19 protein-coding genes and 1 pseudogene are annotated in these 20,012 nt (G+C 72.4%); 12 read left to right on the forward strand and 8 right to left on the reverse strand.

The window, feature by feature from the left end; all coding sequences use genetic code 11:
- Both IH45_RS0120545 and IH45_RS0120550 read right to left on the reverse strand, forming a co-directional pair.
- Nucleotides 1–271 (reverse strand): annotated as a pseudogene (locus tag IH45_RS0120545) (hypothetical protein); the annotation flags it as partial.
- A complete protein-coding gene (locus IH45_RS0120550) occupies nucleotides 268–1,116 on the reverse strand; it encodes a GNAT family N-acetyltransferase (RefSeq protein WP_078897686.1) in 849 nt (282 codons plus the stop codon). The pseudogene IH45_RS0120545 and the gene IH45_RS0120550, both read right to left, overlap by 4 nt.
- A gap of 218 nt (nucleotides 1,117–1,334) precedes the next feature.
- Here IH45_RS0120550 and IH45_RS0120555 point away from each other — a divergent pair, with 218 nt between their 5' ends.
- Together IH45_RS0120555 and IH45_RS0120560 are read left to right on the forward strand one after the other, a co-directional pair.
- Nucleotides 1,335–2,633, forward strand: a complete 1,299-nt coding sequence (locus IH45_RS0120555) for a sensor histidine kinase (RefSeq protein WP_030670163.1) — start codon at nucleotides 1,335–1,337, stop codon at nucleotides 2,631–2,633.
- Nucleotides 2,597–3,244: a LuxR C-terminal-related transcriptional regulator gene (locus tag IH45_RS0120560; protein ID WP_030670166.1), complete on the forward strand. Its 648-nt coding sequence runs from the start codon at nucleotides 2,597–2,599 to the stop codon at nucleotides 3,242–3,244. Before IH45_RS0120555 ends, IH45_RS0120560 begins: the two co-directional genes overlap by 37 nt.
- Before the next feature lie 53 nt (nucleotides 3,245–3,297).
- Here IH45_RS0120560 and IH45_RS0120565 read toward each other — a convergent pair whose 3' ends face one another.
- Nucleotides 3,298–3,765, reverse strand: a complete 468-nt coding sequence (locus IH45_RS0120565) for a hypothetical protein (protein WP_234440611.1) — start codon at nucleotides 3,763–3,765, stop codon at nucleotides 3,298–3,300.
- A 210-nt stretch (nucleotides 3,766–3,975) separates the two neighbouring features.
- Here IH45_RS0120565 and IH45_RS0120570 point away from each other — a divergent pair, with 210 nt between their 5' ends.
- The 9 genes from IH45_RS0120570 to IH45_RS0120610 all read left to right on the forward strand — a co-directional run bounded on the left by IH45_RS0120570 (nucleotide 3,976) and on the right by IH45_RS0120610 (nucleotide 12,095).
- Nucleotides 3,976–4,512, forward strand: a complete 537-nt coding sequence (locus IH45_RS0120570; RefSeq protein ID WP_030670173.1) for a VOC family protein — start codon at nucleotides 3,976–3,978, stop codon at nucleotides 4,510–4,512.
- Nucleotides 4,505–5,308, forward strand: coding sequence for a MerR family transcriptional regulator (locus IH45_RS0120575; protein ID WP_030670176.1), 804 nt, complete (start codon nucleotides 4,505–4,507; stop codon nucleotides 5,306–5,308). Before IH45_RS0120570 ends, IH45_RS0120575 begins: the two co-directional genes overlap by 8 nt.
- Before the next feature lie 140 nt (nucleotides 5,309–5,448).
- The gene (locus IH45_RS0120580; protein WP_030670179.1) at nucleotides 5,449–5,694 is read left to right on the forward strand and encodes a DUF397 domain-containing protein; all 246 of its coding nucleotides are present in this window, start codon (nucleotides 5,449–5,451) and stop codon (nucleotides 5,692–5,694) included.
- A 106-nt stretch (nucleotides 5,695–5,800) separates the two neighbouring features.
- Nucleotides 5,801–7,795, forward strand: a complete 1,995-nt coding sequence (locus IH45_RS0120585) for a hypothetical protein (protein WP_030670194.1) — start codon at nucleotides 5,801–5,803, stop codon at nucleotides 7,793–7,795.
- 93 nt (nucleotides 7,796–7,888) lie between these two features.
- Nucleotides 7,889–8,821: a metal-dependent hydrolase gene (locus IH45_RS0120590; RefSeq protein ID WP_050515019.1), complete on the forward strand. Its 933-nt coding sequence runs from the start codon at nucleotides 7,889–7,891 to the stop codon at nucleotides 8,819–8,821.
- Between the two features lies 1 nt (nucleotide 8,822).
- Entirely contained in the window at nucleotides 8,823–9,929 is a 1,107-nt protein-coding gene (locus IH45_RS0120595; protein WP_030670200.1) for a PDR/VanB family oxidoreductase, read from the forward strand.
- A gap of 109 nt (nucleotides 9,930–10,038) precedes the next feature.
- The gene (locus tag IH45_RS0120600) at nucleotides 10,039–10,755 is read left to right on the forward strand and encodes a TetR/AcrR family transcriptional regulator (RefSeq protein ID WP_030670203.1); all 717 of its coding nucleotides are present in this window, start codon (nucleotides 10,039–10,041) and stop codon (nucleotides 10,753–10,755) included.
- 330 nt (nucleotides 10,756–11,085) lie between these two features.
- Entirely contained in the window at nucleotides 11,086–11,424 is a 339-nt protein-coding gene (locus IH45_RS0120605) for a hypothetical protein (RefSeq protein ID WP_030670208.1), read from the forward strand.
- Between the two features lie 107 nt (nucleotides 11,425–11,531).
- Nucleotides 11,532–12,095, forward strand: coding sequence for a GNAT family N-acetyltransferase (locus IH45_RS0120610; RefSeq protein ID WP_050515020.1), 564 nt, complete (start codon nucleotides 11,532–11,534; stop codon nucleotides 12,093–12,095).
- A gap of 380 nt (nucleotides 12,096–12,475) precedes the next feature.
- Here the strand turns inward: IH45_RS0120610 and pulA are convergent, their stop codons facing one another.
- From pulA to IH45_RS0120630, 4 genes are all read right to left on the reverse strand, one after another.
- On the reverse strand, nucleotides 12,476–15,133 hold the full coding sequence (pulA, locus tag IH45_RS0120615) for a pullulanase-type alpha-1,6-glucosidase (protein WP_234440612.1): 2,658 nt from the start codon (nucleotides 15,131–15,133) through the stop codon (nucleotides 12,476–12,478).
- A 47-nt stretch (nucleotides 15,134–15,180) separates the two neighbouring features.
- Nucleotides 15,181–16,593, reverse strand: a complete 1,413-nt coding sequence (locus IH45_RS0120620) for an alpha-amylase (RefSeq protein WP_030670225.1) — start codon at nucleotides 16,591–16,593, stop codon at nucleotides 15,181–15,183.
- Nucleotides 16,594–16,789: 196 nt separating this feature from the next.
- Complete coding sequence (locus IH45_RS0120625) at nucleotides 16,790–17,221, reverse strand: PLL family lectin (RefSeq protein ID WP_030670227.1); 432 nt, start codon at nucleotides 17,219–17,221, stop codon at nucleotides 16,790–16,792.
- Nucleotides 17,222–17,423: 202 nt separating this feature from the next.
- On the reverse strand, nucleotides 17,424–18,629 hold the full coding sequence (locus IH45_RS0120630) for a cytochrome P450 (RefSeq protein WP_394298691.1): 1,206 nt from the start codon (nucleotides 18,627–18,629) through the stop codon (nucleotides 17,424–17,426).
- A 177-nt stretch (nucleotides 18,630–18,806) separates the two neighbouring features.
- Between IH45_RS0120630 and IH45_RS1000000151060 the strand changes: the two genes are divergently transcribed.
- Nucleotides 18,807–19,481: a MarR family transcriptional regulator gene (locus IH45_RS1000000151060; protein WP_030670230.1), complete on the forward strand. Its 675-nt coding sequence runs from the start codon at nucleotides 18,807–18,809 to the stop codon at nucleotides 19,479–19,481.
- On the opposite strand, the gene IH45_RS0120640 is transcribed toward IH45_RS1000000151060, so the two are convergent.
- Nucleotides 19,429–19,941: an ATP-binding protein gene (locus IH45_RS0120640; protein ID WP_030670232.1), complete on the reverse strand. Its 513-nt coding sequence runs from the start codon at nucleotides 19,939–19,941 to the stop codon at nucleotides 19,429–19,431. The genes IH45_RS1000000151060 and IH45_RS0120640 overlap by 53 nt on opposite strands.
- Nucleotides 19,942–20,012 lie beyond the last annotated feature (71 nt).

A 20,012-nucleotide genomic window follows, 5' to 3' on the forward strand; every position in this document is an offset into this window, starting at 1 on the left:
GCGGAGGGCCGGCCACCCCGTACGGCACCGCGAGCCCCACCCCGTCCCGCGCCGCCTCGACCACGAGCCGTACGCCGATCGAGGCGAGCACCGCCCGCGCGTGCGCCCGCAGCCGGGCCGGTTCGGCCATCCGCTCGCCGTCCCGCAGGGCGCGGCCCGCGGCGTGCGCGAAGGCGGCGCAGCGGCGGGCGGTCTCCGTGAACGGGACCCGCGGCGCGGCGTGCGCGGCGCAGCGCGGGGTGCACTCGGACCGTACCTCCCAGGTGCTCACGACCGGCTCCCGGCCACCGGGCCGCGCCGGTCCCCCGCGTCCGGCCCGGCCACCGGCCCCCGCCCCTCCGCCTGCTCCCCCAGGAAGAACCGCCGGTACCGGTCGTTGAGCCGCTCCATGTCCAGCAGCACGAAGAAGTCCGCCACATCGAACTCCGGGTCGTGAGCGGGCGGTCCGCACACCCATGCGCCGATCCGCAGGTAGCCGCGGAGCAGGGGCGGCAGCAGCGACGGGTTCGGGCGGGCTTCCGGTCCCGGCCCGGCGGGCTGCCACGGGTGGTGCGGTGTGACGCCCAGGCCGGGCGGTGCGGCGTGCCGGGTGCGGCCCAGCTCCCACGCGGCGGCCGCCGCCACGCCCCCGTCCCCCAGCGGTACGGAGGCGCAGCCCGCCAGGTAGCGGTGCCCGGAGAGCAGGGTGTAGCGGGCCAGCGCGGCCCACATGAGGTTGATGACGGCGCCGCTGCGGTGCTCGGCGTGCACGCAGGAGCGCCCCGCCTCGATGAGCGAGGGGCGCAGCGCGGCGAGCGCCGAGAGGTCGAACTCGCCGTCCGAGTAGAGCCGCTCGGCGCGGCCGGGCGGCAGCAGCCGGTAGGTGCCGACCACGTCGCCGGTAGCGGTCTCGGTGACGATCAGGTGGTCCGCGAGGGCGTCGACGGGGTCGATGTCGTGGCCCGCCACGGGCGAGTGCAGGGTGGCGCCCATCTCCTCGGCGAAGACCCGGTGGCGCAGGCGCTGGGCGGCGCGTATCCGGTCCGGCGCGTCGGCGATCGAGGTCTCGTACGGGGCGGCGGTGGCGGGCGGGGTGGCGGCGGACACGGTCGCTGGCACGGTCGCGGGGACGCTCATGGGGCTCTCCGTCCGGAGGTCGAGACGTGGTGAGGCCGGCAGGAAACGCGTACGGGAGAAGATGGCGGCCACCGGGCACGGGCGCCCCGGGGCGCTCCGGGGGTGGTGCTGGCTACACCCCCCGTTCCGGGGGTGCGGCCCAGTGGCCTGGGCTTCTCTTCCAGGCAGACTGTTCCCGCGCCCGACGTCCGGGCACGTGAAGGAGAGGGAGCGTACGGATGAGAGTCCGCCGAACACTGGTCGCCGGGGCACGAGGTCTCTGGCTCACCGGCCTGTCACTCGTGGGCTCGGCCGCCCTCTTCTCCCTCACCCTCGTCTCGCTCGCCCTGCTGCCGATCGGGCTGGGCTGGCTGACCACCCCGCCCCTCATAGCCCTGACCCGCCGCTACGCCGACCAGCGGCGGCGGTGGGCGCACGACTGGACCGGTCTCCGCATACCGGACGACCACCGCCCGCTCCCCCGCCCGCAGCCCGGTCTGTCCGGCCTCGTCCAGCACTGCGGCCGGCTGCTGCGCGACCCGGCCACCTGGCGGGAGCTGGTGTGGCTGTGGGTCGACATGGTGGCCGGAAGCCTCACGGCGCTGCTGCCGGGCGTGCTGATCGTGCTCGGCATCGAGGGGTTCGTCCTTCCGGTGCTGATCTGGAAGGGCGTGATCCACGACTACCAGTACGTGTTCCTGTACGCCTCGGACCCGACGCAGGTGGCCCTGATGCCGGTGCTGGGCGCGGCGGTGCTCGCCGCCGCCCTCGTCTTCAATCCGAAGCTGCTCAGGGCGCACTTCCGGATCGCGGCGGCGTTCCTCACCCCGCCCAAGGCCGAGCTGGCCGCCCGGGTGGCGCGGCTCACCGAGACCCGGCACGACGCGGTGGACGCCTCGGCCGCCGAACTGCGCCGGATCGAGCGGGACCTGCACGACGGCGCGCAGGCCCGGCTCGTCGCGATGGGCATGGACCTGGGCACGATCGAGGCGCTGATCGAACGCGACCCGGCCAAGGCCAAGGAGCTGGTCGGCCGCGCCCGTACGTCCTCGGCGGAGGCCCTGACCGAACTGCGCGACCTGGTGCGCGGCATCCACCCCCCGGTACTCGCCGAACGCGGCCTGGACGACGCCGTACGGGCGCTGGCCCTGCGGATGCCGCTGCCGGTGGAGGTGACCGGACGGCTGCCGGGCCGCCCGGAGGCGCCGGTGGAGTCGGCCGCGTACTTCTCCGTGAGCGAGCTGCTCACCAACGCCGTGAAGCACGCGGACGCGGCGCGCATGTGGGTGGACATGGAGCACGCCGAGGGGCGGCTGCGGATCAGCGTCGGCGACGACGGCCGCGGCGGCGTGATCCTGCCCGCGGACGGCACCGGCGCGTCCGGCGAGGGGGGTGTGCACTCCGGCCTGCGCGGACTCGAACGACGGCTCGGTACATTTGACGGCATTCTGGCCGTCAGCAGCCCTGTGGGCGGCCCCACCCTGGTCACGCTGGAGATCCCGTGCGCGTTGTGCTCGCCGAAGACCTCTTCCTCTTGAGGGACGGGCTGATACGGATGCTGGAGGCGTTCGACTTCGAGATCGCCGCCGCCGTCGACAACGGACCCGACCTGGCGCGGGCGCTGGAGGAGGAGCGGCCGGACGTGGCGGTGGTCGACGTACGGCTGCCGCCCACCCTCACGGACGAGGGCCTGCAGTGCGCGCTCGCCGCCCGCCGCGCCCGGCCCGGCCTGCCAGTCCTGGTCCTCTCCCAGCACGTGGAGCAGCTGTACGCGCGCGAACTCCTCGCCGACGGCACCGGCGGCGTCGGCTACCTGCTCAAGGACCGGGTCTTCGACGCCGACCAGTTCATCGACGCGGTACGGCGGGTGGCGGCGGGCGGGACGGCCATGGACCCGCAGGTCATCGCCCAGCTGCTGTCCCGCCGCTCCCGGGACCGTCCGCTGGCCCGGCTGACACCGCGCGAGACCGAGGTGCTGGAGCTGATGGCCGAGGGCCGCTCGAACACCGCCATCGCGAGCAAGCTGGTCGTCACCGAACGCGCCGTCGCGAAGCACACCTCCAACATCTTCGGAAAGCTCCAGCTGCCGCCGTCCGACGACGACAACCGCCGGGTGCTGGCGGTGCTGGCGTACCTGGACCGGGGCTAGCAGCGCTTCGTTACGTCGAGTGTTCCTGCCTGGTGCGATCCCGTCGACACGGTTCAGGCGGCGGTCCGCCAGATCTGTACCAGGCAGAACTGATCCTTCCCGTCCAGAGCGGCGTCATGGCCGGCGGGCGTGGGAAGCACGTCGGAACACCCTCGCAGAGGAGAGGTGAAAGGACCCGCGTCCGGGTTGAACACCCACTGCCACCGCATCCGGTACGTGCCCGGCGACGGCAGCACCAGCGGTATGTCCCACAGCCCGCCGTCGACGGTCTGCAGGCCGAGCTCGCCCTCGGGAAGGTCCACCTCGACCTCCTCACGCCCCGCCCATCTACCGGGCGGCAGCGCTGGTGCGGTGGTCCACGACTCCAGCCGTATCACCGCCGTGCCCACCTCCGAGGGCACCTGCAGATACACCAGGCCCGGCCCCGGCAGCAGCCACTTCGTCCTGTCCGCGTCATCATCAAACGTTTCCGACCCCATGGTCGTATCGACCAGCCCCAACAGCCGGTAGCTCACCGACACGGTCGCATCGCAGGAATCCAGCAACCTACCCATCAAGCACCTCGCGCATCAGGAGAAAAGTCGCTCGACGGCGACGCTCCCGCCGACCGTAAACGGAGGGAAGCAACGCGCGCGCCTGCATATCGCCGTCCGGCAGACGCGCGGCCATCGGCTGCGTCTCAGGCAATCCGGCTTGACCCTCACGCCGCGTGAGGCTGAAAGGTGGGCTGCATGAGCGACTACTACAACGCGTTCGAGATGAGCCCTGTACCCACCCCCGGCCCGGATGCGGTTCCGCCGGAGCCGTTCCGCGGCATCTACGGAATGCCCGCGTTCGTGACGATCCCGACGAGCGATCTGGCGGCGTCGGTGGACTTCTGGACCCGTGGTCTCGGATTCTTCGAGCTGTTCGGCATCCCCGGCACGCTGGTGCACCTGCGCCGGTGGGCGTTCCAGGACGTACTCCTCGTCACCACGGACAGCGTTCCGGAGCGGGCATCGGCGGTGAGCTTCAGTTTCGCGTGCGTGCTGAACCAGGTGGATCCCCTTGTCGAGGCCTGCCGTGCGCTGCGCCCTGACTCGGTCGACGGTCCGCGGGACACCCCCTGGAACACCCGCGACGTGGAGGTGATCACCCCCGAGAACGCCCGGATCGTCTTCACCGCGGCGAAGCCCTTCGATCCGGACAGCCAGGAAGCCCGGAACCTCGCGGCCATCGGGATCACCCCGCCGGACGCCGGACCCGGCGACAATGGGCAGCATGCCTGATACCACTGACGCCGATGGCCTGACCGTCGGTCAGGTCTCGGCGCGGGTGGGCGTGACGGTCCGCGCGCTGCACCACTGGGACGAGACCGGCCTGGCGCGGCCGTCACTGCGCACGGTCGCCGGATACCGCCTGTACACCGCCGTCGATCTGGAACGCCTGCACCGCATCGTCGTCTACCGTGAACTCGGTCTCGGCCTGGACAAGATCCGGGCCCTCCTGGACGACTCGACCGCGGACGTGCCCGGCGCGCTGCGCGCGCAGCGCGCCCAGGTCGCCGAACGGATCGAGCGCCTCCGGCAGCTCAGCACCGGGCTGGACCGGATGATCGACGCCCACGAGCGCGGCCTGCTGCTGACCGTCGAGCAGCAGTCCGCGATCTTCGGTCCCCGGTGGGACCCGGACTGGCCCGCCCAGGCCCGTCAGCGCTACGGCGACACGGCGCAATGGCGGCAGTACGCCGAACGCTCGGCCTCCCGGAGCCCGGAGGAATGGCAGGCCGTCGCCGACGCCATGGCCGGCTTCGAGCGTGCCCTCGGGAACGCGATGGACGCCGGCGTCACACCCGGCAGCCCGGAAGCGCGTCACCTCGTCGAGCGGCACCGCGAAGTCTTCGCTTCGTACTTCCCCCTCACCAGGCAGATGCAGGTCTGCCTCGGCCGCATGTATGAGACCGATCCGGGATTCGCCGCCCATTACGACGGCATCCGCACCGGCCTCGCCGCCTGGTTCCGTCAGATCATCGACGCCGACGCGCGTGCCCACGGCATCGACCCCGACTCCGCGGCCTGGCAATAGGAAGCGGGCCCGCGAGATCGCAGCACGCCAGGAGGGGTGCGTAGCACACCGCGAAGCACCGCTGGAAGCCGCTCCGGCCACCGCGTACGCTGACGATCCGTACGCAGAACCGTACGGACCGCGAGCGAGGAGTTCACCGTATGAGTGCCGCAGCTGAGAAGGAGTGGCTCTACGCCCTCGACATCTCCGACGCCACCTGGCAGCGCGCCCCCGGCGAGGCCGAGGAGGCGGTGGAGATCGCCTTCCTGGAGAAGGGCGCGGTGGCCATGCGGAATTCGAAGGAGCCGGACGTGGTGCTGCGGTACACCGAAGCGGAGTGGCGCGCGTTCGTCCTGGGCGCCCGGGACGGCGAGTTCGACCTCGACCGCCACCTGCCCGCGGAGTAGCCCGCGTTCCCGTACGGCGGCGGGCGGCGCCCGCCGTCGTACGGAGTACCTCGTTCGGGGACGGCGGACGAGGTGACCATCCCAGGATTCACTCGTTTCACCGAACGTGGAGCAGCAGCAGGCAACAGCCCCCCGCCCGGACCACCCCGGCGCCGGTGACGGCTCGGCCGTCTTCGTCGGCGTCGAGCAGGCCGAGGCCGCCCTCGTCGAGCACTACCCGCGGTTGACGCGCCTCGCCTATCTGGTGCTGCCGCCGGAGCTGGGGCGCAACCGCCGCGTCCTGACGGCGCATTCGATCGTCCAGCGCGCGCTGCCGCGCCAGGATTCCCGCACCCCGCTCCCCGTCCTGCCGTCCCAGCGCCGCTCCGGCCGCCCGGCCGCCGACCCGGGCTACGCGTTCGTACGGCTGCGGATGCTGCGCGCCGCCCTGGCCGCCGAACGGCCACGGAGGCGCCTGCCGTTGGCGCGCCGCGAGGTGTCCGTCCCGTCCCTTCCCCCGCTGCTGCCGCGGGTCTGGGGGCTGCGGCTGTTCCCGCGGGCCGGCGGCGCGGACGAACTCGCCCTCGACCGGGCCCTGTCGGCGCTCTCCGGTCCGGCCCGCGCGGCGTATGTGCTGCGCGCTCTGGAGGGGCTGGGCGACGCGGACGTGTGCGCGATCCTGGAGGAGGCCGGGGCGGAGGACGCGCCCGGCGCGCTCGCCGCGGCGGCGGGCACCCCGCCGCCCGCCGGCAGCCGGGACCGCTCGCTGCTGGAATCCGCCGAATTCGACCCCTGCTCGCTCCAGGCCCGGCCCACCGACCTCATGCGGCGCCGCCAGCACATCCGCGCGGTGCTGGCGGCCGGGGCGGCGGTGCTGGTGTGCGGTGCGCTGCTGGGTCTGCCGGGCGGCGGTTGGGGCCCCGATGGCGCCGCGGCTCCCCCGTACGCCCGGAACGCGGCGGCCCAGGCCGCCCTCGACCCCGCCAAGGTGACGCGGGCCCCCGCCGGGGCCTGGCAGAACGCCACACGGCGGGGTTTCGCGGCCTGGCCGGCGCGCGGAGACCGCACACGCGACCGGGCGCTGCTCAGGCGCGCCCTGGCCGTGTGGGCCAGGCCCGGCCCGGACGTGCAGGTCTCCGCCACCCCGGGCACCGCGAAGGGCCCCGCGGCCGGTCCGCCACAGCTGCTCTACGCGGGCGTGGTGGACCGGTCCGCGGTGGTGCTGCTGTACGACGGGCTGCGCGTGGTGCGCTATGCCGAGCCGGCGGACGGGGCGGGCGAGCGGAGCGAGGGCGGCCCCGGCGCGGCGCTGGACTTCGCCCGTACGGACGGCGCCGACGACGCCTCCGCCCCGGCCCTGGTCCTCAACCGCGCGGACAGCAACGTCCGCTATCTGACCGCGCCCTGGATCGACCACGCGGACCTGACCGACCTCCTGAAGCCCACCGGCGCTCCCCAGCCCCTGCACCTCGACGACGGCACGACCGGCCCCGTACCGTCCCCCGCCCAGGCCACCGCCTGCGGCGCCTGGCAGGCCCTGCACCTGGACGGCCGCCTCTTCACCGACCTGGGCGAACTGCTTCCGGCCCGGCTGACGTACGGCGCACCGGACCGGCCCGGTGACCCGTCCGGACCTCAGGCGCGCGCCGCCTGGGCGCGTACGGCATGCCATCTCGGCGGGCTGCGCGGCCAGGGCGTACGCGCCGTCAACTCCTGGGAGTTCGCCCGCGGCGCCCTGCCCGCCGGTGGCGGCACCGCCGCATGGCTGTGCACCCGCGCCGAGACCTGGCGCGGCCCCGGCACCCGTACCTTCGCCCAGATCCAGACACCCGCCAAGGCCGGCCGGCACTACGCGCCCGGCACGGTCGTGGCCCGTTCCGAAGGCGGCCCCGGCTGCGGCCCCCGCGAGCCGTGGGTTCTGGCCGGGGTGCTGTGGAAGGCGCAGGGCGGCCGGTGGTGGCTGGTGGCCGCGGGCAGCGGACAGCTCACGGAGATCACCGCGCGGGGCGGGGTGACGGGCCGCGCGGCCGGTTCGATGCTCGCCGTACCGGCCGCGGCGGGCGGCCAGGCCGAGCTGTCGGCCCGGCTGCCCAGCGGGGCACGGGTGTCCGGGCTGAAGTAGAGAGGTGGCGGCCTCAAGTGGTGAGGCGGCGGCTGCGGTAATTCCCCGCCCCAGCCCTGTTGCCCATCCCATACTCGCCAGTACATTGACGCCATGTCTAATACGGCCTCGCTGCGGCCCGGGTCGGTCGCGTCCGAGCACACCCCGTTGAAGGCCCGCAACGTCGCCTTCGACTGGGCGGACACCCCGTTGCACTGGATTCCCGGCGATCCGGACAGCACCCACACGATCAATGTCCTGCATCTGCTGCTGCCCGCCGGTGAACGGTGGTTCGTGCACGTCTACAAGCAGGTGCTGCCGCAGATCCGCGACGCGCGGCTGCGGGAGGACGTGCTCGGGTTCATCGGACAGGAGGCGATGCACTCGCAGGCGCACGACGACGTACTGCCGCACCTCAAGCGGCTCGGGCTGGACCCCACCCCGTACACCGCGCAGGTCGACTGGCTCTTCGAGAAGCTGCTCGGAGATCGCACCCTTCCGCCGGGTCGGGCACGTCAGTGGTGGCTGATGGAGCGGGTCGCGATCATCGCCGCGATCGAGCACTACACCGCCTTCCTCGGGGACTGGGTGCTCAACGCCGGGGCGCTGGACGCGCGGGGCGCCGACCCGACGATGCTGGACCTGCTGCGCTGGCACGGCGCGGAGGAGGTCGAGCACCGTTCGGTGGCCTTCGACCTGTTCATGCACGTGGACGGCGGTTACCGGCGGCGGGTGCGGACCTGGGCCACCGCCTTCGCCGCGCTCGTCTTCCTCTGGCAGCGCGGCACCCGCTTCTTCATGGCGAACGACCCGACACTGCCGGACGGGCGGGCCAGCTTCAGGGAGTTCGCGCGGGGCGGGCGGCAGGGCGTGCTGCCCACCCCGGGGGCGATGGCCCGTTCCATCCCGCAGTACCTGAGCCGCGCCTACCACCCGTCGCGGTACGGCAGCACCGCGCAGGCCGCCGCCTACCTCGCGCAATCCCCCGCCGCGACCGCCGCCGAGGCGCACCCGCCGCACCCCGCCCGCCCGACAGGAGCCGCCTGAGATGCCGTCCCTCCCCCGCATACCCACGGTCCTGATCGCCGCCGGGGCCGCGCTGGTCGTCCGGCGGGCGCTGCGGCGGCGCATCGGCCGGGCGCCGCTGTGGCCGATGCCCGCCCTGGAGAACCCGGTCTCCGGCCGGGGCCGTTCCGGTCCCCGGCAGCTGCTGGTCGTGGAGCGTGCCGAGGAGGCCGAGGGCGTCGTACGGCTGCGCCTGGAGGGCGCCGGCCTGCCGGGCTGGGAGCCGGGCGCGCACGTGGACCTGGTGCTGCCGTCCGGCGCCGTACGCCAGTACTCGCTGTGCGGCGACCCCGCCGACACCGGCTCGTACACGATCGCGACGCGGCTGATCGAGGACGGCCGGGGCGGCTCGCGGGAGGTGCACGAGCAGCTGCACGAGGGCACGGCCGTCGAGGTGCGCGGGCCGCGCAACCGCTTCCGGCTGGAGGAGTGCCACGCCTACCTGTTCATCGCGGGCGGCATCGGCATCACCCCGATCCTGCCGATGGTGCGGCAGGCCGAGTCCGAGGGCGTGCCGTGGCGGCTGGTGTACGGCGGGCGGACGCGCGCGTCGATGCCGTTCCTGGAGGAGATCGAGAAGCTGGCGGGCGCCGCGTCGGACCGGGTGACGGTGGTCGCCGAGGACGAGGACGGCCTGCCCGACCTGGCCGCCGCGCTCGCCGACGCGCCGCCGCACGCCGCCGTGTACTGCTGCGGCCCCGACCCGCTGATGGACGCCGTCGCCGCGCTGCTGCCGCAGGGGGCGCGCGGACTGACCCTGTACACGGAGCGGTTCGCGCCCGCGGCGGCCGTGCCGGGCGGGGAGGGTGCGCCGTCCAGGGAGGGTGCAGAGTTCGAGGTGGAGCTGCGGCGTACCGGCCGTACGGTCACGGTCCCCGCGGACCGCAGTGTCCTGCGCGCCATCCGCGACCAGGCGCTGCCCGACCTGCCGTACTCCTGCGAACAGGGCTTCTGCGGCACCTGCCAGCAGCGGGTGCTCGCCGGGGAGGTGGACCACCGCGACGAACTGCTCACCGACGCCGAACGCGACGACTCGCTGCTGATCTGCGTGTCGCGGGCGCGTGGGGAGCGGCTGGTGCTGGACCTGTGAAGGCCGGGGGAAGTGGCTGATGCTCGCCCTCCGACCGCTTTGCGGAGACCGCCGTCCGCACTCCGGTCGCTCGATTCCGCGGTGCCGCCCCGGTCGTTAGGGTGTTCGTATGACCAACGGGGCGCGCCGCAGGATGGGTGTCGAGGAACGACGCGAGCAGCTGATCGCGGTGGCGCTCGGCCTGTTCAGCCACCGGGCCCCCGAAGAGGTCTCGATCGACGAGATCGCGGAGGCGGCCGGTATCTCCCGGCCGCTGGTCTACCACTATTTCCCGGGCAAGCAGAGCCTGTACGAGGCGGCGCTGCGCCGGGCGGCCGACGAGCTGGCCGCCCGGTTCGTCGAGCCGCACGAGGGGCCGCTCGGCGCCCGGCTGCTGCGCGTCATGGAGCGCTTCTTCGACTTCGTCGAGGAGCACGGGCCCGGTTTCTCCGCGCTGATGCGGGGCGGGCCGTCGATCGGCGCGATGGAGGCGGCGGGTTCGGGGCGGGCGCGCGCGATGATCGACGGGGTGCGCCAGGCCGCGTACGAGCAGATCCTCGCCCACCTCGGGGTGACGGGCCCGGCGCCGCGCATGGAGCTGGTGGTCCGCTCCTGGATATCCCTCGCCGAGACCACCGCGCTGATCTGGCTCGACAGCCGCGCCATCCCGCGCGGCGAGCTGGAGCGGCAGCTGGTGCACGACTTCGCGGCGCTGGCGGCGGTGAGCGCCGCGTACGACGAGGAGATGGCCGGGATCCTGGGCCGCGTCCTCGCCGAGGAGCCGTCCGACGGCCCGTTCGGGGACCTGCTGACGCGGCTGGTGGCGCTGGCGCCGCAGCCGACGTAGGGCGGGCACCGACGCGGACGGCGCCGCCACCGGCGCGGGACGGGCACTCCGCAAGACGGCGAGCGCGCCAGAATTCGTTGGCCATGGGTGATGGCCGATGGCCGGGCCGGGCCCCGCTCCCCGACGTAACAACCGGAACAGCGCCCCCTCCCACGCGGGCAGCCCCTGCCGCAACGTCCCGCAGACCGCGAACGGCCGCACCTTCGTCTTCCGCACCGGCAGGAACAGAGCGATTCAGTCGGCGTCTTTGCCCCTGAGGTTCCACGGCCCGCAGCACTACCTTGGCTGACGGCCCGGGGAACGGCCCCGGGCCGTAGCGAGGGGGCAGACATGGCGAACGCGGACTTCCAGCCCAGGACGTTCATCCGCCGCAATCAGGCGTGGACGTCCGGTAACGGCGAAACCCTGCTGCGCCTCCAGGAGGACGGCAACTTCGTCGCGTACCGCGACGGCAAGGCGTCCTGGCAGGCGGACGGCGTCTACCCGAACGGCGAGACGGCCGCCTTCGAGATGGACGGCGACCTCGTCGTCTACGACTCCTCCGGCCGGCAGATCTGGCACTCCGACACCGGCGGCAACCACGGCGCGAAGCTCTCCGTGCAGGACGACGGCAACATCGTCATCTACAACGCCAGTGACAAGCCGATCTGGGCGACCAACACGGCCTGAGCCACGGGGCGGGCGCCGGTCGGCGAAGCGACTGCTTTCCGGCCCTGCCCCATCCGCGAGCTCCCGGCCGTGACTCGCGCGAGTCCCGCCTGCGGCACAATTCGCGCATGGACATGATCAGTTATCGCCTCGCCGAGGACACCGACGCCGACGTGACCGCCCTCGTCGCCCTTTATGACGGCGCCGCCCGCTGGATGCAGGGCCGCGGCGTCGACCAGTGGACGCCGGGCGAGCGGGACGCCGCCCACTTCCGGCTGCACATCAAGCAGGACGAGGTGTGGTTCGCCGAGTTGCACGGGGAGATCGTCGGCGCGTGGGAGCTGTGGTGGGAGGACCTGCCCGCCTGGGGCCCGCAGCCGCCCGTGGCAGGCTATCTGCACCGTCTGATGGTCGACCGCGACCGGGCCCCGGCGGGCACCGGCCGCGCGATGCTGGCCCGCGCGGAGCAGCGGATCGCCGCGGCGGGCCGTCCGCTGAGCCGCCTCGACTGCAAGTCGAGCAACCCGCGTCTGCGCCCGTACTACGAGAGCGCGGGCTACCGCGTCGTCGGCGAGCAGCCGTCGAAGGTCGGCTCGGACGGCAGCAGGTACACCGTCACGCTGCTGGAGAAGCGGCTGCTCGGGCCGGACGCGGAGCAGACCACGGAGCAGGCCACGGAGCCGGGCGCATAGGGGTCTCGTAGGGGGCGCACGCAGGGCGCACAGCACCGGCGCGCGATGACCCGCCGCACCACCGGATCGGGTTGTCCAGGCCTTTGTCCGGTGCGGACAGCCCTTTCGGACAATCCCCTGAGCCGACAGAGTGGATGTCACCGGGGCCTGCGGGTCAGGGGATCACGGGGGCCCATGGAGTCCGCTCCGGCGGATGTATGGGGGAACCATGGGATGGATCCCACGGGGGAAACCAGGCCCCGGAGCCGCCTACGCGGCGGATGGGCCGTTCATGGGCAGGGCGGCCCATGAACGGCCCCACCAAGAGCCCCGCCAAGAGCCGCGCCAGGAGCCCCGCCAAGAGCCACGGACACGGCCACGGATACAGCCACGGTTCGCCACTACCGCGCCGCGAACACCGCCACCGTCCGCCCCGGCACCGCGAACGTCCCCGTCCGCTTCTCGTACGACGCCGCCTTCACCACCGGGTCGGCGCCGCGCGCCTGCACGCGGTGCAGCCCGTACCGCTGTCCCGCCAGCGCCGAGACACGCTGGACCTGCCGCTGCGCCGTCGCGTTGAACACCACGACCAGCTTGCCGAGCCGCATGGTCACCACGCCCGGCGTCTCGGCCGTCCCCGACAGCGGGAAGGACAGCGCGTCCTGTACGGCAGCGGCACTGTCCAGGCCGAATTCCGACTCGGCGGCATGGATACGGAGAAGATCCCGATAGGCGGCGGACGCTGCGGTGATTTCCGCGCAGCCGGGGCGCAGGGCCGGGTCGGCCAGCAGCGGCCGGGCGTAGGGCCACTTGTCCTTGTTGTCGGTGGCGGGCGGCAGGCCGCGTCCGAAGCCGTTGCCGTCCCGGCAGTTCCAGTGCAGCGCGTTGAACCAGTCGCCGCTGTCGTGGGAGTTGCGGTCCAGGGATTTGGACCGCAGCAGATCGCTGCCCGCCTGCGAGAGGGCGGGCCCCTGCGAGAGCGCCGCGACGCCCATGGCCACGACCTGCATCCGGGCCCGGTCGGCGGCGGAGGTGCCCTGCGGGAGCTTGTAGGCGAGGGCGTCGTACAGCGTCTCGTTGTCGTGGGCGTCGGCATACGCGAGGGCGTCGCCGGGGGCCGCGGCGTACCCGGCGGGCGCGCCGTTGTAGTCGACCTGCGAGCCCTTGACCGTACGGCCGGAGGTGTCCGTGAAGGTGTAGCCGGCGAGGTTGCCGGTCAGCCCGACCTTGATCAGGTCCTGGTAGTGCAGCAGGCGGGCGCGCTGGTCGGACGGGGTGCCGTTGGCGGGCGAGGAGTTGGGGGCCGTGTAGAGGCCGGAGGCGAAGCCCTGGACGCGCGGGTCCTCGTCGAAGGGCCCGCCGCCGCGCACGGCGTCGCGCGAGCGGTCGTTGAAGGTGGCGATGCCGGTGCCCGCCATGTTGCGCTGGGTGGCCTGGACGAAGCGCGCGTCGTTCGCGACCTCGCCGAAGTTCCAGCCCTCCCCGTAGAGGACGATCGCTTTGCCGTCCACGCCGTCCTTGGCGACGGTCAGCGCGTCCAGGGCCTTGCGCACGGCCAGGATGTTGGCCTTCGGGTGGTGCCCCATGAGGTCGAACCGGAACCCGTCGACCTTGTACTGCCGAGCCCAGGTGACCATCGAGTCCACCACGAGCCGGCCCATCATCAGGTGCTCGGGCGCGGTGTTCGCGCAGCAGGTGGAGGTGGCCACGGAGCCGTCGTCGAGCAGCCGGTGGTAGTAACCGGGCACGATCCGGTCGAGTACGGACAGCGCGTCCTGTCCGCTGGCGGCAGTGTGGTTGTAGACCACGTCCATGACCGTACGCAGCCCGGCCCCGTTCAGCCCCTGCACCATGCGCCGGAATTCCACGGTCCGCGCGCGCGGTGAATCCGGGTCGGAGGCGTACGAGCCCTCCGGCACGGTGTAGTGGAACGGGTCGTACCCCCAGTTGTACGCGTCGCGCGCGGCGGTCTTGCCCACGCACTCCTGCTGCCGCTCGGAGTCGGCGGGCAGCGCCGCCAGGTCGCAGTCGGGGCGGGCCTGGTCGGCACGCCGCTCCGGAATGGTCGCGATGTCGAAGGCGGGCAGCAGATGGACGTACGAGGTCCCCGCGTCCGCAAGTGCCTTGAGATGACGCATTCCGTCCGAGCGGCGATCGGTGAAGGCAAGGTACTGACCGGGGTGGTGCGAGGTGCGGTCCGCGATCGAGAAGTCCCGGATATGCAGCTCCTGTATACGGGCCCGGTTCAGCGGCACCGCGGCGGGTTTCCGCAGCCTCGCCCACCCCTTCGGCGCGAGGCGCGGGTCGGCGAGGTCCAGGACGACGCTGCGCTGCGAATCGGCGGTCAGGGCGGTCGCGTACGGATCGGTGACCTTGTTCGTCACGAAACGGCCGACGCTCGGCGCCCAGACGGTCACGACGTACCGGTACGGCTTCCCCGCCCAGCCCCGCCCGCCCCGCACCTGCCACACCCCACTGGCGTCGTCCCGCCGCATCGGCACCACCCGCCCGTCGAGCTCCAGCGCGACGGTGCGGGCGGTCGGTGCCCAGACGGCGAGCGTGGGACGGCCGCGCCGGAAGACCGGCCCGAGCGGCACCTCGGCGGCGGCCGTCCCGTACAGATCGTCCAGTACGCCGGGGATCTGCACGCCGGTGCTGACGCGCCGCCCGTCCGCGTCCCGCTGCACGGCGACGAGCCGTTCCCGCAGCGCGGCGGGCGCGAGCCGCTGATCACGCGGATCGACGGTGAAGGCCGGGAAGTCCTTCAAGTGCGGGTACGCGGCCCGCTCGGCGGGGGTGAGGGCGGCAGGCGTCAGACGTATCCGTCCCTGCCGCTGTCCCTGTCTCTCCCCCTCCCCCTCCCCCACCGCCCCGAACTCCAGCTCGGCCGCCGCGTGCCGGGCGCCCTTCCACACCACGGTGTCGCGGCCGATCCACTGTGCTGCCGCCTGGGCGGGAGCCGGTGGCGGTGCGGCGTTCGCGGGGAGCGGGGCGGGCAGGACCGCCGCGCACAGGGCCATGGCCACGGCTGCGACGGTACGGCGGAGGGTGCGCCTCACGTAAGGACTCCTTCAGGACGTTCGGGGAAGCCGGCCGTTCCGGGCGGTCAGCCGCAGCTGCGCGCGCCGACGTGCAGCGCCAGCGCGGTGTTCGGGGCGAGCGTGGCGGTGAAGCGCCCGTCGGCGCCCACGGTCACCGGCTTGCGGCTCTGCACGTCGCAGTACGTCCCGGCGGGCAGGGACGTCTGGAACGCACGGGTCAGCGAGCTGCCCTCGTGGTTGACGACGGCGTACCCCTTGTCGCCCCGCCCGAAGGCGATCGCGTCATTGCCGTTGTCCCACCAGTCGGTGACGGCCGTACCACGCGTCGCATTGCGGAACCCGACCATCGCGCGGATCTCGGGCCAGTTGTGCTGGCATTTCCAGCCTCCCTGCCAACAGGCGCGCACCGCACCCCCATTGGGCGGTCCGGCCTCGTGATCGGAGAACTCGTACCCGGAGTGAACGTCCGGCGCCCCGTACGGCCACGCCAGCATGAAGACATTGGCGAGAGTGTAGTCCGCGCCGTTCTTGTAGCTGAGCGTGGAGCCGTTGCGCTCGGTGTCCCAGTTGTCGACGAAAACGCCGGACTGCCCGGAGGGCATATAGGCCCAGCCCTCCCCGAAGTTCTTCAGATACGCCAGCTTCTCGTTCTGGAACACGCGCTTGAGGTCCCGCCCGTAACGGAATTCCTGTGCGTCCCCGTTCCCCAGGTATTCCGTGGGCGATACGGCCTCGCCTTCCCCATAAATCGTTTCCTGCTTCCAGTACACGGACGGGTTCTTCAACTGCCGCTTGATCGCGGCCAGGTCCTCCGCCGGCATGTGCTTGGCCGCGTCGATCCGGAAGCCGTCCACGCCGAGCGACAGCAGGTCGTCGAGGTGCGCGGCGATCCGCGACCGGACGTACGGCTCGCCGGTGTCCAGGTCCGCCAGATCGACCAGTTCGCAGTGCTGGATGTTCCACCGGTCGCGGTAATTGCTGACCCGCTCGGTGCAGTCGTCCATGTCCTGGCGCTGGTAGATGCCCGGGTAGTCGTACTTCGTATACGAGGATCCGCCCGTCCCCGTACCCGACCCGGCCGACATGTGGTTGATCACCGCGTCCGCGACGACCTTGACCCCCGCCGCGTGGCAGGCGTCCACCATGTGCTTGAAGGCGGCCCGGTCGCCGAGCCGTCCGGCGATCCGGTAGCTGACCGGCTGGTACGAGGTCCACCACTGGCCGCCCTGGATGTGCTCGGTGGCCGGGGAGACCTCCACGTAGCCGTAACCGGCGGGCCCGAGCGTGTTCTTGCACTCCTTGGCGACCGAGTCGTAGCTCCACTGGAAGAGTTCGGCGGTCACGTCCTTCGCGCCGGGCGGCGCGGCCTGCGCCGGCTGCGGCGGCGGGGCGAGGACGGCAGCCGCCGCGCCGGAGAGGAGGGCGAGGGCGGCGGCCGTGGATCTGCGGGCGGACGGGCGTCGGCGAGTGGGGGCCATGGTTCCTCCTGAGGGGGTGGGAGGTGTTCAGCCGCTGTTGTATCCGCCGTGGTTGATTGTTGCAAGAGTTTGCGCAAGAGATTGCAGCAGCGTTACGGCGGTCCCCACCACCAAAGCGCCGCGCCCGGCGGGGTGTACAGCCCCGAAGGCCGTACACCCCGCCGGGCGCGGGACGTTCACGCGCTTACGCACGGGCTCACTTCGACCAGCCGGTCCAGCTACCGGTGTCCAGGCGGTGGCGGTACCAGCGCACGCCGTCGCTGCCGACCACGGAAATGGTCGGGTTCCAGGTGCCGTTCCCGTCGATGCGCACACCGCTGCGGGCCACACCGCCCATCGACTCCCAGTTGCTCCAGTCGCCGCCTTCGAAGCCGTAGCGGGTCCAGACGGAGAAGTCGGTGCCGACGACGAACACCTGCTTGCCGCCGTTCGGGAAGGTCTGCCAGGCGATGCCGTACTCACAGATGTAGCTGCCGCCGTGACCGGGCACCTGGCAGGCGGCCGCCGTGGCCTGCGACGGAGTCGCGGCCTGGGCCGGGGCCGCGGTCGCCAGGCCGGCCAGCGTCGCGCCGGCCAGTGCGAGGGTGCTGACCGCGAGGGCGGGCTTGCGGAAGAAGGAAGCGGACATGGGAACTCCTCGACGATTCGATGCGGGTTGCCGTGTCGTACCGTTCGTGCCGGGTCGAATCGCTCGCCCGGCGCTTCCGTGTGTGGAACGGAGGCGCCGGGCGAGCGGTCACCGACACGGCATGAGACTGCCGGGCGTCGAGAACGTTCATCTAATGCTGATCTAACGGGATTTCGTTAGCCCGCAGGACACGCCCCCACGATCACGCGTCCCAAGCCACCGGAAGGCTCTTCACCCCGTAGATGTCCGCGGACTCCGGGCGCAGTTCGACCTCTTCGGCCGGTACGGCCAGGCGCAGCGTGGGGAAGCGGCGGAACAGCGCGGCGAACGCCACCCTCAGCTCGACGCGGGCCAGTTGTTGCCCCAGGCACTGGTGGACGCCGTGGCCGAAGGACAGGTGCCCGCCGGCCTGCCGCCGCAGATCGAGCACATCGGGGTCGGCGAAGCGCTCGGGGTCGCGGTTGGCCGTACTGAGCGACAGGGCGACCGTCGTGCCGGCCTTGACGGTCTGACCGCCCAGCTCGACATCCTCCAGCGCCGTCCTCCAGAACTGCTTGCCGACGCTGAGATACCGCAGCAGTTCCTCCACGGCCCCGTCGACAAGCCCGGAATCGGTGCGCAGCGCGGCCAGTTGCTCCGGGTGCTGCAACAGCGCGAAAGTGCCCAGTGCCAGCACGTTCGTGGTGGTGTCGAGCCCGGCCGTCAGCAGGACCAGGCTGATGCCCTTCAGCTCCTCGTCGGTCAGATCGGTGTCGGTGAGGTCGCTGAGCACGTCGTCGGTGGGGTTCGCGCGCTTGGCGGACACCAGGTCCGCGAGATAGTTCTGAACCTCGGTGTAGGCGGCTATCAGGTCCTCGTCGCTCGTCTCGCCGTTCATGAACGAGTCGACCCGCCCCTGGAAGAAGTCCCGGTCCTCGTACGGAACGCCCAGCAGCTCGCAGATGACGACGGCGGGAATGGGCCGGGCGAACGCGGCCACCAGGTCCACCGGCGGGCCCGCCTTCTCCATGGCGTCCAGGCACTCGGCGGCGACCTGCTCGACGCGCTCGGTGAGCAGCCGCATCCGCCGTACGGTGAACTTCCCCATCAGCGGCTTGCGGTAGCGCCGGTGCTGCGGGTCGTCCATGAGGACGAACTCACCGGGTGGCGGCGGCGGTATCTCGAAGTCGACCACGTTCATCAGCTCCTTGCGCGAGCTGAACCGCGGGTCGGCGAGAACGGACCGCACCATGTCGTACCCGGTGATCATCCAGCCGGGCTTGCCGCCGGGGTGGGTGTAATGGCCGATCGGACCCTGCCCGCGGGCGTCGAGCAGCTCCTTGGGCGGGGAGAAGGGACAGCCGACGCGAGGCCCGGTGGGCAGCGGCGGGACCGTGTGGACGGTGTGCACGGGCTCAGTCATGGCCATTCCTCATCTCGCGATAGTACGCGTTTTGCGTATCGCGAAAGCTACGTTGCATTCACGCGGTCGTCAATCGCCGAAGCGCTGTTCCCGCAGCTCAGCAGCGCATAATTGATGCAATGACGCTGAGATTGAACGCAACGAGGCGTTGCAATGGCTGGCGTCGAAGGCAATACTGACGGCATGCCAGGAGGACGGTTGACCCAGCAGGAGCGTCAGCGCATCGCGGACGGCCTCGCCGACGGACTCTCCTACGCGGAGATCGCCAGGCGGCTCGACCGGCCCACCTCGACCATCAGCCGGGAGGTCGGACGCAACGGCGGCCCCGGCGCCTACCGGCCCCAGCAGGCGCACCGGGCGACGGTCCAGCGCGCGCGGCGCAGCACACCGGCACCGCCACGCGCGGCCGAACCGTCGGGCGGCGCGCTGGAGGAGGAGATCATCGAGATGGCGGTCAGGTCGGGGATGCCGAGGATGACGGCGCGCGTGCACGTCGACCTGGCGATGTCCGAGGACGGCAGGCGCACCGCGGCCGAGCTGACCCGCCGGCTGAAGGTCAGCCCGGCCTCCGTCTCCGTGGCCGTGAACTTCCTCGTCCAGCACGGGTACGTCCGGCGCGAGCGCGACCCGCGGCGGCGTCGCGACATCTATGTGATCGACGACGACGCCTGGTACAACTCGGTCGCGATCAGCGCGCAGCAGACGCTCGCGACGGTGCGCGCCACGATGGCGATGGCGGAGAGGGCCGGGCTCGACACACCCGTCGGGCAACGGACGGTCAAGGCGGCGACGTTCCTGGAGCGGGTCATCCAGGACATGCAGGACTCGGCGGACCGCTGGCGGCACCTCCTGGAGTGAGGTCCAGCTCCGCGCGTACGGTCTTGCCGACCGGCAGCCGGTCGAGGACCGTCCACCGGGTGGCGAGCGCGGCCACGACGAGCAGGCCGCGCCCGGCGTCCGCGTCGGCCGGCGCGGAGGCGAGGCCGTCGGGGGGCGGTGGGCGCCGCTCGGTCCGCGTGTCGGTCACGTCGATCCGCAGCGTTCCCGTACGGGCGAGCCCGCCGACGATCGCGAGCCGCAACTCGAAGTCCCGCCCGGGGACGCGGCCGTGGGTGACGGCGTTGGCGGTCAGCTCCCCCACGACGGCCCCGACATCGTCGGAGAACGGCGTGCCGTACGGAAACCCCCACGCGTCGAGCCGATGCACGGCGAGATGACGCGCGAGGCGCGCCCCCAGCCGCGTACTGCTGAAGCGTTGGGTGAACACACGTACGGTGACGGGGGGCTTGGGTGGACGGGTGATGAGTCGAGCTGGCATACGGCCACGGTTGCCTGTTCGCGGCCGTCGTGGCCAGGCCCCCGACCCGTACGCAGTCGCAGCGTACGAGT

This window comes from Streptomyces rimosus subsp. rimosus (assembly GCF_000720725.1).
Taxonomy (GTDB): Bacteria; Actinomycetota; Actinomycetes; order Streptomycetales; family Streptomycetaceae; genus Streptomyces; species Streptomyces rimosus_A.